Origin of the sequence: Neotamlana nanhaiensis (genome assembly GCF_000943555.1) — a bacterium.
GTDB classification, from domain to species: Bacteria; Bacteroidota; Bacteroidia; order Flavobacteriales; family Flavobacteriaceae; genus Neotamlana; species Neotamlana nanhaiensis.
Window position 1 is genome coordinate 242,230 of sequence record NZ_JTDV01000005.1, and the last position, 14,371, is coordinate 256,600.

Annotated in this window: 10 protein-coding genes; 6 read left to right on the forward strand and 4 right to left on the reverse strand. The window is 34.7% G+C overall.

Features of this window, described 5'->3' with window-relative positions; translation table 11 throughout:
• Positions 1-36: 36 nt before the first annotated feature.
• On the forward strand, positions 37-1,533 hold the full coding sequence (locus PK35_RS08585) for a S10 family peptidase (protein WP_044626292.1): 1,497 nt from the start codon (positions 37-39) through the stop codon (positions 1,531-1,533).
• A 96-nt stretch (positions 1,534-1,629) separates the two neighbouring features.
• On the opposite strand, the gene PK35_RS08590 is transcribed toward PK35_RS08585, so the two are convergent.
• Complete coding sequence (locus tag PK35_RS08590; protein ID WP_044626446.1) at positions 1,630-3,525, reverse strand: M61 family metallopeptidase; 1,896 nt, start codon at positions 3,523-3,525, stop codon at positions 1,630-1,632.
• 77 nt (positions 3,526-3,602) lie between these two features.
• Here PK35_RS08590 and PK35_RS08595 point away from each other — a divergent pair, with 77 nt between their 5' ends.
• From PK35_RS08595 to PK35_RS08615, 5 genes are read left to right on the forward strand one after another with little or no spacing between them, the layout of a single operon-like run.
• A complete protein-coding gene (locus PK35_RS08595) occupies positions 3,603-4,634 on the forward strand; it encodes a glycosyltransferase family 2 protein (RefSeq protein ID WP_238320903.1) in 1,032 nt (343 codons plus the stop codon).
• A gap of 48 nt (positions 4,635-4,682) precedes the next feature.
• Positions 4,683-6,608 carry a BatA domain-containing protein gene (locus PK35_RS08600; protein WP_044626447.1) on the forward strand — a complete coding sequence of 642 codons (1,926 nt, stop codon included), beginning with the start codon at positions 4,683-4,685 and terminating at the stop codon, positions 6,606-6,608.
• Positions 6,605-7,858 (forward strand): dihydroorotase, encoded by a 1,254-nt coding sequence (locus tag PK35_RS08605; RefSeq protein WP_044626294.1) that lies wholly within the window; start codon positions 6,605-6,607, stop codon positions 7,856-7,858. Before PK35_RS08600 ends, PK35_RS08605 begins: the two co-directional genes overlap by 4 nt.
• A 5-nt stretch (positions 7,859-7,863) precedes the next feature.
• Positions 7,864-8,193: a hypothetical protein gene (locus tag PK35_RS08610; RefSeq protein WP_044626295.1), complete on the forward strand. Its 330-nt coding sequence runs from the start codon at positions 7,864-7,866 to the stop codon at positions 8,191-8,193.
• A 4-nt stretch (positions 8,194-8,197) separates the two neighbouring features.
• Entirely contained in the window at positions 8,198-8,851 is a 654-nt protein-coding gene (locus PK35_RS08615; protein WP_044626296.1) for an alpha/beta hydrolase, read from the forward strand.
• A 4-nt stretch (positions 8,852-8,855) separates the two neighbouring features.
• On the opposite strand, the gene bshA is transcribed toward PK35_RS08615, so the two are convergent.
• From bshA to serB, 3 genes are all read right to left on the reverse strand, one after another.
• Positions 8,856-9,992: an N-acetyl-alpha-D-glucosaminyl L-malate synthase BshA gene (gene bshA, locus PK35_RS08620; protein WP_044626297.1), complete on the reverse strand. Its 1,137-nt coding sequence runs from the start codon at positions 9,990-9,992 to the stop codon at positions 8,856-8,858.
• Between the two features lie 41 nt (positions 9,993-10,033).
• Entirely contained in the window at positions 10,034-12,958 is a 2,925-nt protein-coding gene (locus PK35_RS08625) for a serine hydrolase domain-containing protein (protein WP_044626298.1), read from the reverse strand.
• A gap of 130 nt (positions 12,959-13,088) precedes the next feature.
• Positions 13,089-14,306 (reverse strand): phosphoserine phosphatase SerB, encoded by a 1,218-nt coding sequence (serB, locus tag PK35_RS08630; RefSeq protein WP_044626299.1) that lies wholly within the window; start codon positions 14,304-14,306, stop codon positions 13,089-13,091.
• Positions 14,307-14,371 lie beyond the last annotated feature (65 nt).

Consider the following 14,371-nt stretch of genomic DNA (forward strand, 5'->3'; position numbering starts at 1 on the left):
AAATAATTTTAATCATAACTAATCAATCAAAACCAAATGAAACACTTTTATTCCGTCTTAATAACGCTCACTATTACCTTAACTTTTGCTCAAAATCGAAAAATACCTGTCGATACCATGGTTGTTACCAATCATACAACAACCATTAAAGGCACTAGTATTTCATACAAAGCCACTACAGGAACACAACCTGTTTGGAACAGTAAAGGCGAACCTATGGCAACACTTTACTACACGTATTACGAACGTAACAATGTAAAGGATCGTGCTAATCGTCCGCTTGTTATCTCTTTTAACGGTGGTCCAGGTTCGGCTTCGGTTTGGATGCATATTGCGTACACTGGCCCTAAAGTTTTAAACATTGATAGTGAAGGTTACCCCGTGCAACCTTATGGCGTAAAAAATAATCCGAATTCAATTTTAGATGTTGCTGATATTGTTTACGTAAACCCAGTAAACACCGCATATTCTAGAATGATTGCCGATAAAGATGGAAAATTACCAAACCGAGACACGTTTTTTGGTATTAACGCCGATATTAAATATCTATCCGAATGGATTAACACCTTTGTGACACGTAAAAACAGATGGGAATCGCCTAAATATATCATCGGTGAAAGTTACGGTGGCACGCGTGTTATGGGATTAGCAAACGAGTTACAAAATAGCCAATGGATGTATTTAAACGGCGTGATTATGGTATCGCCTGCCGATTATAAATTGTACAACACTGGGCAACCTGTTTATTCTTCATTAAACTTACCGTATTATGCTGCTGCTGCTTGGTATCAAAAAGTGTTACCTGATGCTTTACAGCAGAAGGATTTACTAGAAATTTTACCTGAAGTTGAAGAATTTACCATTAATAAATTAATGCCTGCAATTGCTAAAGGCGGATTTATTTCTGAAGAAGAAAAACTTAGTGTTGCCCAAAAGATGGCTTATTATTCAGGATTGTCTGAAACTTCTATTTTACAACATAATTTAGAAGTACCTGCATCTTTTTTCTGGAAAGAATTACTTCGCGATGAAACAGGACAAACCATAGGTCGCCTAGATTCTCGTTATTTAGGAATCGACAGAACCGAAGCGGGTACTCGACCAGACTACAATGCTGAATTAAGCTCATGGAACCACTCATTTACACCAGCAATTAACTATTACATTCGCGAACATTTAAACTTTAAAACCGACGAGAAATATTATATGTTTGGCGATGTACATCCTTGGGATAATTCTAGAAACAACACACGTGACGATTTGCGTGAAGCTATGGCGCAAAACCCATATTTAAAAGTGATGATACAATCGGGATATTACGATGGCGCAACCACTTATTTTGGTGCGAAATACACAATGTGGCAAGTAGACCCAAGTGGTAAAATGAAAGATCGTTTTACTTTTAAAGGCTACCGTAGCGGACACATGATGTACTTACGTAACGAAGATTTAATTACCGCAAACGACGACATTAGAGCATTTATTAAAAGCTCGTTAAGCAATGGTAAAGCAGCGAAATACGAGAAAAATTAATTCTATGCTTTCTCTTTAATTATTTTAAAAAAACATATTAAAACAAAAAAGACTGGTCGCGAAACCAGTCTTTTTTTATGCTTTTATTTCTGGGTATTATCCTTTTAACCATGCTTTGCGTAATGCTTTTTGAGCATCGGTAGCATCTTCATTTTCCATAATTCCAGAACCTGTTGTAAATGTTTTTTCAACGGTAGTTTTTATGGTTACCTCTTTTCCATCTCTAACTAAAACCACTTCTATCTCCTGTCCTGGTTTCCAACCAAAAATTTGTTGTAAAACAGTGTTTGCATTTTGCATTGTTAAAGCAGTACCGTCAACGGTTTTAATAACGTCGTTTGGTAACGCGCCATTATCTGCCCAAAAACTATTTTCTGCAACAGCATCGGTAAAGAAAATGGTTCCTTTTTGAGGATCGCCACTTACAATTGGCGCACCATTCATTAAAATATAATTGGTTTCAACTTTACCTTCACCTATTTCTAAACCTACTTTTTCAAAAAAGGTATTGTAATCAATAGGAATATCTCCAACAACGTAAGTATTTAAAAATTCACCAATGCTTGGGTAAGTCATTGCTGTAATTTCTTCAATTAATTTATCATCTTCAAAAGGCTTATTTTTACCATATTTACCCGATAACTCTTTCATTAACGATAAATTACCGCGTTGTCCGTTACTTTCTTCACGCATTAAAATGTCAATACACATACCAATTAACGCTCCTTTTTGGTACACGTTAGCATATTGGTCTTTGTAAGGTTCTTTTAAAACATTTTCACTCATTATAGTAAAACTCATAGCATCGTTGTAACGTTGCTTAGAAAACTGAATTTTCTCCATAATTTTATTATAGAAAGCCTCTTCATCAACCAAACCTTGATCTACTTGAAATAAGGTTGCAAAATATTCGGTTACACCTTCATACATCCATAAATGCTTCGAGAATGTTGGTTTGTTGTAATCGAAGTAATGCACATCTTCAGAATGTACACTTAAAGGCGTTACAATGTGGAAAAACTCATGCGAAACCACATCAGTCATACTTTCAGCTAAAGCCGCATCATCCATAGATTCTGGTAAAACCACAACCGTAGACGTATGATGTTCTAAAGCACCGAAACCTTTTGGTGAGTCTTCTTTTCCTTCCGATAGATATAAATAAATATCATAACGTGGTGTAGAATTAATATCGCCTAAATACGCTTTTTGCGCTTCCATCATTTTATAAACCGTTTCTTTTAACGATTTTGCCGAATGCACTTTGTTTGGCGAATACACACTTAATACAATTTTAATGTCGCCAACCTCAAACTCTTCAACATCTAAATTACCATACATCATTGGGTTATCGGTAATATCGAAATAACGTGGTGCCAAATAGCTTGTGGTTAACATTTTACCATCTTCGCTAGTGGTAGAATTTATAGTTTGTAATGCCGAAGTACGCACAAAAGTAGCATCGGCAGTAACATCAAGTTTGTATTGATTGTTCTTTAATGAATCGAAATACCCAATAAATCCGTGTAAATTAAGTACGTAATTCGTTGGTTCAATATTGGTTCCCGATGGCGAAAATGGCACTTCTTTACCAATACCACCTACTTTTTCTTCATCAAAAGTATCGTTAACTAAATAGGTGATTTTATCAAGTTGTTTCGCGTTAGTAATCGTCCAAGTATTATCATCAACCTTTGTTACTGGCAATTCGTTTCCGTTGTAATCTATCGCTTTAAAATCGTCTACATACTTACCAAAATCGCTCACAGAATAAGTTCCTTGTACCACTCTTGGTAATCTATACGTCACGGTTTCTGCAACAAAACGACCAGGATTTATAGTTACCGGAGCTTTATCGTCGCTTACATTCGATAAATTTATTGAAGTTTCAATTGGTGAAGCCGTGGCCAAATCGTTGCCCGTTTTTGTAGAACTACAGCTTGCTAAAATAAGTCCTGCCGCAATTAACGCAGGATAAAATTTAATAGTCATTTTTAATTCGTTTAATTTTTCATGTGACGTGCAAAGTACCATTATGTTACAGTTTTAACAACTAATATTTTGTTAAAATGAGAATTCTGTATATTCGCCACATGCAAAAAAACTTGGTAAGCATATTAACACCGTTTAAAAACACGCAATCCTTTATTGGTGAGTGCATTCAATCTATTTTAAACCAAACGTATCCGCATTGGGAATTACTTATTATCGACGACCATTCTACCGATAATAGTTATGATGTGGTTAACGCTTTCGCGGAAAATGAGCCGAGAATAAAGCTACTTAAAAACACAGGAAGTGGCATTATCGATGCCTTGAAACTCGCTTTTAAAACCAGTACGGGCGAATTTATTACACGAATGGATAGCGATGATATTATGACGGATAATAAACTTGAAGTCTTAGTAAATCAGCTGAAAACCCACGGAAAACAACATGTTGCCACAGGATTGGTAAAATATTTCTCTGATGCTGGCATAAGTGACGGCTACCAACAATACGAAACTTGGATTAACAACCTCACCAAAACCGGAAGCAATTACAACGAAATTTACAAAGAATGTGTTATTGCTTCGCCATGTTGGATGCTTCATCGAGAAGATTTAATTGCTTGTGATGCCTTTAACCCCAATGTATATCCAGAAGATTACGATTTAACTTTTAGGTTTTACAAAAACCAATACAAATGCATACCTAACAACCAATTGTTGCATTATTGGCGCGATTACAGTTACCGAACCTCGCGAACGCACGAGCACTATGCTTTAAATCATTTTATCGATTTAAAATTGATGCATTTTTTAGAAATCGATTATAATCCAGATAAAAATTTGGTGATTTGGGGTGCAGGACATAAAGGCAAACTCATAGCTAAAACCTTGGTTGAAAAAGATATTCCATTTACATGGATTTGCGATAACCCTAACAAAATTGGTAAAGCCATTTACGGCGTTACACTACAACCTTTTATGAATTTAGCCTCGGTTGAAAACTCGCAAAGCATAGTAACGGTAGCCAACAAAATAGCGCAAAAAGAAATTCATAAATACATGGCAACGATAAAAAAGCAACCTGTAATTGATTATATTTTCTTTTGTTGATAAAATTTGTCGTGTGCATTTTCTATATTTGACAAACCCGAAACAGGAATGCAGTTTAAACACCCCGAAATTCTTTACGCACTTTTTCTTCTGCTCATCCCGATTATTGTTCATCTTTTTCAGCTTCGTAAGTTTCAAAAAGTAGCATTTACAAATGTTGCATTTTTAAAAGAAGCCACACAACAAACCCGAAAAAGTAGACAATTAAAAAAATGGTTATTACTACTTACCCGAATGTTACTTTTAGCCGCTTTAGTATTAGCTTTTGCGCAACCTTTTACGGCAAAAACAAATGCATTTAAAGTCGAAAAAGAAACCGTAATTTACCTGGATAACTCCTTTAGCATGCAAGCCAAAGGCCCAAAAGGCGAACTATTTAAGCGCGCTGTACAAGATCTTATTACTAATATTCCTGAGGATGATAACATCTCCATTTTCACTAATAATTCCAGCTATAAAAACACCACTATAAAAGCTATTAAAAATGATTTGTTACAGTTAGATTATACCGCGAATCCAACACCTATTGATGCGGTTTTATTAAAAGGGAAATCTAGTTTTTCAAACAAAAAAAATACCGTAAGAAACTTGATTTTGGTTAGCGATTTTCAAAAAAGCGAGTTAAATCTCGAAACTAAAAATGATACGCTAACTCAATTGCATTTGGTGCAACTTGAACCTGTAAACACCAATAATATCGCTATTGATAGCGCTTACATAAGCAAAACCACCGCAAGTATTATAGAACTAAAAGTACGTTTAAAAAATAGCGGCGCTACGGTTGAAAACCTACCAATTTCATTATTTAATGGCGATAAGTTAATTGCCAAAACATCCGTTTCAATTGAAAAAGAAGCCGAAACCACTTTTTCGTTGCCTGCAAACCAAAAAATAAATGGTAAAATAGAAATTGATGATGCCAATTTAGATTTCGATAACACCTTATTTTTCAACATAAACGACACCAAAAAAATCAATGTTTTAGTTATTAATGGTGACGATGATGACTTTTTAAAACGTATTTATACCAACGATGAGTTTAATTATACATCAACGCCCATAAATCAATTAAACTATAATAGCATTACCGAGCAAAATTTGATTGTTTTAAATGAGTTGAACAGCATTCCGGTATCGTTAACCGCGACTTTAAAACAATTTACCAATCAAGGTGGTGCGTTAATTGTAATTCCGTCAACCAATGCGAATATTGATGCTTACAATCCGTTTTTAAATGCGTTTCAATTTAACTTTTCAAATTTTATTACTTCAGAAAAGCGCATAACGACTATAAATTATGGGCATCCGTTATTCAACAATGGTGTTTTCGAGAAGCAAGTAAGCAACTTTCAATACCCTAAAGTGAATAGTTTTTATAACATCGCTTCCGCTGGAATAGCGCCTATTTTACAGTTTGAAGATAAAAGCTTGTTTCTTGGTCAGCGTCAAAATACATACGTGTTTGCTTCGGCCTTCAATAGTGAAAATTCTAACTTTAAAAATTCGCCGCTTATTGTTCCAACCTTATATAATATTGCAAAACAAAGCTTCAAAATTCCTGATTTGTATTACACTATAGGGCAAGAAAATACTTTTGATATCGACACCCAATTACAACAAGATGAAGTACTCACGCTTGTAAATGAAGACATCAATATTATTCCAAAACAACAGTATTTCAATAATAAAGTAGTTGTTAGCACCAACGAAAACCCTGAAGTTTCTGGAATTTATAACGTAAACCGAAAAACAGAAATCATTAGCAACGTTAGCTTTAATTACAACCGCAATGAAAGTGATTTGGTTTACAGCGATTTATCAGCTATTGAAAACATAAATTACAGCAATTCAATTACCGCTATTTTCGATACCATAAAAAGTAACACAAATGTTAATGCGCTATGGAAATGGTTTGTTATTTTTGCGCTAGCATTATTGCTAATTGAAATGCTCATATTAAAATACTTTAAATGAACATACTTGTAAAATCTGCTACAATACTAGATTCTAAGAGTGATTTTCACAACACCACTCAAGATATTTTAATTGAAAATGGTGTTATTACCCAAATTGATAAATCCATTGAAAACTCGAAAAACTACGAGGAAGTTTCTTTAAAAAACCTTCATGTATCGCAAGGTTGGTTTGATAGTAGTGTGAGTTTTGGAGAACCAGGTTACGAAGAACGCGAAACCATTGCAAACGGATTAAAAACAGCGGCATCTTCTGGGTTTACAAGCATTGCGCTTAATGCTAATTCTAATCCTATTATCGATTCCAACGCAGATATCACCTTTATAAACGCAAAATCGGCGAACAACATTGTAAACTTGTTACCTATTGGCGCGCTTACTGTAAAAAGTAATAGTGAAGATTTAGCCGAACTTTACGATATGCACACCGCAGGCGCCATCGCGTTTTACGATTATAAAAAACCGATTGAAAATCCGAATTTAGTTAAGATTGCTTTGCAATACGCCAGTAATTTTGGCGGATTGGTTTGTTCCTTTCCTTTTGAACGCAAAATAGCTGGTTTAGGCGTAATGAACGAACATATTACAAGCACCAAATTAGGATTAAAAGGGATTCCTGCTTTGGCTGAAGAATTGCATGTGGCTCGCGATTTGTTTTTATTAGAATACACAGGAGGAAAATTGCATATTCCAACGATTTCTACGGCAAAATCGGTAGCATTGATTCGTGAAGCTAAACAGAAAAAATTAGATGTAACTTGTAGTGTCGCCATTCACAATTTATATTTCACAGACGAGGTTTTAACCGATTTTAACACCAACTACAAAGTGATGCCGCCTTTACGCACACAAACCGATGTTGATGCTTTAATTGGAGCAGTAAAAGATGGCACAATCGACATGATTACCAGCGACCACACACCTATAGATGTTGAGCAAAAGAAAGTAGAATTCGATCATGCTGAATACGGTTCTATTGGTCTTGAAAGTGCTTTTGGAGCCCTACAAAATATATTTACACTCAAGAAAACTGTTGAGTTGCTTACCAAAGGCGCAAAACGTTTTGGTTTGGAAAAGCCATCCATAGCCATAGGTGAGCAAGCGGATTTAACTTTATTTAATCCAGACCAGAAATACACATTTACTAAAAATAATGTGGTTTCAACTTCTAAAAATGCCATTTTTGAAAACGAAACTTTAAAAGGTAAAGTTTATGGTATTATAGCTAACAATCAATCGTTCATAAATTAAGATTCATGACAAACCAAGATATACAAGAAGGAAAAACATTAGGCATAGTTGCTTATTTAACTTTTATCGGACTTATAATTTCTATTTTTCAGAATACCAATAAAAAAAATCCTTTTATTGCATTTCATTGCCGACAAATGTTAGGTTTAATTTTAATGCTAATTTTCTCGAACGTTACAGAAAAATATGTGAATAGTTGGTTAGGTACAGCTTGCTGGTGTATTACTTTTGCTTTCTGGATTTATGGTTTAATTAACGCTAGTAAAGGTGAAACTAAATTAACGCCGTATTTAGGAAAATTATTTCAAGATTGGTTTGCTAACATAGGAAAATAAAAACATGAATACGTCTCTCCCACTTTATCATATTACAAGACCATCAACTTTAAAAGAAAACGCACCTTTGTTAATCATGTTTCATGGTTACGGAAGCGATGAAAACGATTTGTTTTCGTTTGCAACCGAGTTACCAGAAGAACTTTTTATTATTTCGGTACGCGCGCCATACCCTATGCAGCCATACGGAAACGCTTGGTATGCAATAAATTTTGATGCTGAAAAAGGTAAATGGAGCGATAACGATCAAGCCATTCAATCGCGCGATTTAATTGCTAGTTTTATTGACAAAGCTGTTGAAACTTATCCTGTTGATAAAAATAATGTTTCAATTTTAGGTTTTAGTCAAGGTTGCATTCTAAGTTTTGCCGTAGCCTTAACATATCCTGAAAAAATTAAAAATGTCATTGGTTTAAGCGGTTACATTAATAAAGATATTTTAGGCGACCACTTAGAAACTAAAGATTACAGTCATTTAGATATTTATACTTCGCATGGTAGTGTAGACCAAGTTATTCCTGTAGAATGGGCGCAACAGACGTCTCCTTTTCTTAATAGCTTAAATATAAAACACAAGTACAACGAGTTTCCTGTTGGCCATGGTGTAGCACCCCAAAACTTTTTTGAGTTTAAAACTTGGTTAACGTCTAGAATTTAACTTTTTACAGTACCAAGCATTTTGTTAAGGTATCTTCATAAATAGCTTCATATTGCGGTACAATAGTATGTAAATCGAACTTTTTAGCTTCCGCTCTCGCATTAGCTTTAAATGTATTTAAGCGTTTTTCATCTTTTAAAATGTAAAGCGCATTCTTAGTCATATCATCTACATCACCTACATTACTTAAAAAGCCTGTAACGCCTTGTTTATTTACCTCAGAAATACCTCCTGCATTACTAGAAATTACAGGCACGCTAGAACTCATAGCTTCTAAAGCCGCTAAACCAAAGCTCTCTGCTTCAGATGGTAATAAGAATAAATCGCTGTAACATAAAATCTTATCTATTTCGTTACTTTTCCCTAGAAAAACAACTTTCTCATAAATACCGAGTTCTTTACAACGTAATTCCACCTTTTCGCGCTCAGGCCCTTCGCCTACCAACATTAATTTTGCAGGCATTTCCTTTTGAATATTGTAAAACACAGAAATTACATCTTGCACTCGTTTTACCGGGCGTAAATTACTAATATGCGTTACAATGCGCTCTTCGGGCTTTGCCATCATACTGCGTTGGCAATCATTAAAATGATCGTGGTATTTTGTTAAATCGATAAAATTTGGCACCACATTTATCTCTCGTTTTATGTCGAATAAACGTAGTGTATCGTTTTTTAAACTTTCGGAAACTGCTGTTACAGCATCAGATTTATTTATACTAAAAGTAACTGCTGGTTTGTAAAACGGATGATTCCCAACTAAAGTAATATCGGTACCATGAAGCGTAGTTACAATAGGCACAAAAATACCTTCTTCACGAAGCATTTTCTTTGCCATATAAGCAGCATAAGCGTGCGGAATTGCATAGTGTACGTGTAAAATATCAATCTTGTAAAGCTTCACCATATCTACCAATTTACTCGATAAAGCCAACTCGTATGGTTGATAATGAAACAACGGATATTCAGGAACATTTACCTCGTGGTAATGCACATTGTTACTAATTAGCTCTAACCTTACTGGTTGATTGTATGTTATAAAATGTACCTCATGGCCACGTTTAGAAAGCTCTAAACCTAATTCTGTTGCTACAACACCACTACCGCCAAATGTTGGGTAGCACACTATTCCTATTTTCATTTTTTAATTTTTATAGACTTAAAACGTTACCTTTAAGTGACCTAATTTTCAATTGCTTCATAAATTAAGCGTTGAATTTCGGTTCTAATATTTTCTCTTAATAATAAATTTTTTCCAGCCGATGTTGGATAAGTTCTATTGGCTAAAAACACATAAACCAGTTCTTCCTCTGGATCTGCCCAAGTATAGGTTCCTGTAAATCCAGAATGCCCAAAACTAGTCATACTAACACAGCCACAGGTTGGTCCAGATTCGCCTAATTGTGGTTTGTCGAACCCTACACCTCTACGGTTATGGTTATCGCAAAAATAACATCTATTAAATTTTTCAACCGTTTCTGGTTTTAAAAATTGCTTTCCGCCATAAAATCCTTTTTGCAAATACATTTGCATGATTTTTGCCACGTCGTTAGCATTACTAAACACACCAGCATGACCACCAACTCCATTCTGCATAGCAGCTCCCATATCGTGCACATAACCATGTACCTCTTGGTAGCGATAATAATCGTCAATTTCTGTTGGTACAATTTTTTTACTACTTATGCGCTTGTACGGATTATACATGGTGTAACTTGCTCCTAATGGCTTATAAAAATGTGATTGTACCAAATCTTCCAAAGATTGGTCGTAATGTTGTTCAATAAATTTCTTTAAAATGTAATAAGGAAAATCACTATAACGGTATCGCAATCTGCTTAACAACTCCGAATCTTTAATAATTTCGGGCAAAGAATCCTGATAATCAGTACGTAAATATAAATTTTTAGCAACCTCAATATTAAAAGTATCACTGCGTTTTTTTCTATAATATTTTTCACTAGGTTGCTTTGTAACCGAATCTAATGTTTTGTAATAAAACGGTTCCCAAGGACGTAGCTGCGCATAATGCGACAACATTTTCTTTATAGTTACATTTGACTTATTTGACGTTTTGTATTCGGGTAAAATAGTTGAAAGCTTCGTATCCAAATCAATCACACCTTGCTCTTCAAGTTCCATAACAAGTGGTAAAGTGGCTAAAATTTTAGTAAGTGATGCTAAGTCGTAAATATCATCGGAGGTTACAATGTCGTCGCCTTTGTAAGTATGTTTGCCAAAGTTTTTGTTGTAAATAACTTTACCTTCTCTAGCTACGAGCAACTGAATTCCTGGTGTCATCATTGAATCTACAGCCACATTAGCCACAGAATCGATGCGCTTTAATTTTTCGGAACTCATACCAACACGTTCAGGATAGCTATAACCTAAGCGTTTAAAAGCAACCGACGGCAACCCTTCGCCAACAACAAAATGGTCTCCAGCCGAAACAGGTAAATGCCCTTTAGCTCCAAGTGCACCAAAAATAATTTCGGCTGATGTTTCTTGGGCTATTTCACTATTTTGATAACTAACTATAATGCTTTCAATATCATCAATATTCTTCAAATCCATTAAAGCATAAGGCTTTACAAATACATCTAAAATTACTGTATGCGTTTTAGCTATTTCTTCTATCCACGAAATTTGGTCTTTAGTAAATTTATAGGCTTTCCATGGTGAAGCGTTAGAGCGATGCAAACCAATTATAACGGTATTATAAGATTGCAGTTTAGTAGTTAAATCTTCAAAATTATTAGGAGTATCAGCTTCTATTTTATGAATTTTAGCATAACGCTTCAAAGCATTAAAAAACGCCTCTCCACTATCGTCACCCAAACCTACATACGCTAATTTTTGCTTGTCTAAATTTTGAATAGGCACTACATTTAAACGATTTTGTACTAAGGTTATGGCGTTTTCCATAAGCTCTTCGTACAACATATCATCGGTTAGCCTATTTAAATCATTCGGTAAATCATACAATCCAACTGGCTGGTAATTATGCAAACCAACTTTGTATTTTGCTTGTAAAATTTTCTTAACAGAAAGTGATAAGCGTTCTTCAGTTATATCGCCATTATTATAAGCTTCAATAATTTTAGATACGCCTTTTTCAACATCTTCAGACATCAACATAACATCGTTTCCTGCTTCAAAAGCTGCCAAATCGATATCGCCAACTTCATCGAAATTTGCGGCACCTTTCATTGTTAAAGCATCAGTAAAAATAAGTCCTTTAAACCCTAATTTTTCTTTTAAAATACCAGTAACAATTGGTTTCGATAAAGAGGAAGGATAACCTGTATCGTCTAAACTAGGAACATTTAAATGCGCTACCATAACGCTCGCAAGTCCTTCTTTAATTAATTTTTTATACGGATAAAGCTCAATAGAATCAATGCGCTTTTCAGTAAAACTGATAGATGGCAGGGTTTTATGTGAATCTTGATTTGTATCGCCATGACCTGGAAAATGTTTTGCATTACCTAAAACACCTGCACCTTGCATACCTTTCATAAAGGCTGAAGCTTTTTCGGTAACATTATCACGATCTTCACCAAAAGAACGGTTTCCAATAATAGGATTATCGGGATTTGTATTAATATCTACATCTGGCGCAAAATTGAAATGTACACCTAAACGTTTACAATGTTCGCCAATATGTTTTCCCGTCCTTTCAATTAAATTTTGATTTTTTATCGCTCCTAATGTCATATTCCAAGGAAAAGCATAAGTAGAATCTAAACGCATGCTTAAACCCCATTCGGCATCCATACCAATTAACAACGGAATTTTTGATAGAGCTTGTAATTCGTTATTCAGTTTAGCTTGCCTTACAGGGCCACCAAGCGAATAAATAATACCACCAATGTGGTGCTTATTTATAATATCGATTATTTCTCTTTTCTTGGTTTCATCGTGGTTAGACATTACCTGAACCATATACAGTTGCCCTACTTTTTCCTGCAAGGTCATGGCATTATAAACGCTATCAACCCATTTTTTTTGAGCTTCGGCATCTGTAGTTAACAACGGGTTTATTGTTTGACCAAAAGCATTAAAAAAAATCAGAAAATATAGTATACTGCAAACTAAGTAACGCATAAAAAGTATTAATTAATAATTATGATGTAACAAAACTATTACATAAATAATCATGCCAAAATACTACTTTTAAAAAGAAGTTTAAAAGACTTTAAGATAGATTTATAAAGAAATAATTAACCTTTTATAATTACAAATCGATGTGTCGGTCGTGGTATCCTAACAAATACAATACACCATCGAGTCCGATGCTAGAAATTGAACTTTGTGCATTATCTTTTACCTTAGGCTTTGCGTGAAAAGCAATCCCTAAACCAGCTAAGTTAAGCATTTGTAAATCGTTAGCACCATCGCCCACAGCAATGGTTTGATTTATATGTATGCCTTCTTTATCAGCAATTTCTTTAAGGTATTCGGCTTTTTTAGCACCGTTAACAATATCGCCTAAATAATTACCTGTTAAGGCACCATCTTTTATTTCTAGTTGGTTAGCATATACGTAATCGATACCCAACTCTTTTTGCAAATAATGACCAAAATAGGTAAAACCACCCGATAAAATAGCTGTTTTAAAACCGTAGCTTTTTAAAGTATCAATTAAACGGCGAGCACCTTTTGTAATAGGTAATCTTTCGGCAACACCTTGTAACACTTCTTCGCTTAAACCTTCTAAAAGTTTCATGCGGCGTTTAAAACTTTCGTTAAAATCTATTTCGCCTTGCATCGCTGCTTCTGTTATGGCTTTTACTTGTTCGCCAACACCTGCAAGTTCTGCTAACTCATCGATAACTTCGGTTTGAATAAGTGTAGAATCCATATCGAAACATACTAAACGGCGGTTTCTACGGTAAATATTATCTTCTTGAAATGCAATGTCCACATCTAATTCGCGTGAAATTTGCATAAATTTTTCGGTTAAATCTGACTTTTTATCCAAGCGCCCACGAATAGATAATTCGATGGATGCTCTTGGGTATTCATCCTGTTTAACCAACGATAAACGCCCTGTTAAACGCTTAATCGCATCAATGTTTAAGTTTTTTTCTGAAATGACTTTGGTTACTTCGGCTATTTGGTTCGCCGCAAGCTTTTCTCCCAAAATAGTAACAATGTAACGATCTTTACCTTGTTGGCTCACCCAATCTTCGTAATTAGCCAATGAAATAGGTGAAAATTTTGCAGTTACACCAAGTTCGTAAGCTTTAAAAAGTAATTCTTTTTGAACTGCTGAAGATTTTTCGCCCGATTCAATTTCAAACATTAAACCTAAAGATAAGGTGTCATGTATATTTGCCTGACCAATATCGAGTATTTTACCATCGTAAGCTGCTAAAACACTTGTTAATTCTGCTGTTAAACCGGGTTTATCTTGTCCTGAAATATTCAGTAAAAAAATATCGTTAGCCATAATTTTTTAAAACACTAATAAGCTGTAAAAATGCCTATTCTTATTGAATTATAAAAGTTTTTTTA

What these genes read in the sequence shown, in the direction of transcription:
- PK35_RS08585 (WP_044626292.1), top strand. Translation starts at nt 37, where the DNA reads ATGAAACACTTTTATTCCGTCTTAATAACGCTCACTATTACCTTAACT.
- PK35_RS08590 (WP_044626446.1), bottom strand. Translation starts at nt 3,525, where the DNA reads ATGACTATTAAATTTTATCCTGCGTTAATTGCGGCAGGACTTATTTTA.
- PK35_RS08595 (WP_238320903.1), top strand. Translation starts at nt 3,603, where the DNA reads ATGAGAATTCTGTATATTCGCCACATGCAAAAAAACTTGGTAAGCATA.
- PK35_RS08600 (WP_044626447.1), top strand. Translation starts at nt 4,683, where the DNA reads ATGCAGTTTAAACACCCCGAAATTCTTTACGCACTTTTTCTTCTGCTC.
- PK35_RS08605 (WP_044626294.1), top strand. Translation starts at nt 6,605, where the DNA reads ATGAACATACTTGTAAAATCTGCTACAATACTAGATTCTAAGAGTGAT.
- PK35_RS08610 (WP_044626295.1), top strand. Translation starts at nt 7,864, where the DNA reads ATGACAAACCAAGATATACAAGAAGGAAAAACATTAGGCATAGTTGCT.
- PK35_RS08615 (WP_044626296.1), top strand. Translation starts at nt 8,198, where the DNA reads ATGAATACGTCTCTCCCACTTTATCATATTACAAGACCATCAACTTTA.
- bshA (WP_044626297.1), bottom strand. Translation starts at nt 9,992, where the DNA reads ATGAAAATAGGAATAGTGTGCTACCCAACATTTGGCGGTAGTGGTGTT.
- PK35_RS08625 (WP_044626298.1), bottom strand. Translation starts at nt 12,958, where the DNA reads ATGCGTTACTTAGTTTGCAGTATACTATATTTTCTGATTTTTTTTAAT.
- serB (WP_044626299.1), bottom strand. Translation starts at nt 14,306, where the DNA reads ATGGCTAACGATATTTTTTTACTGAATATTTCAGGACAAGATAAACCC.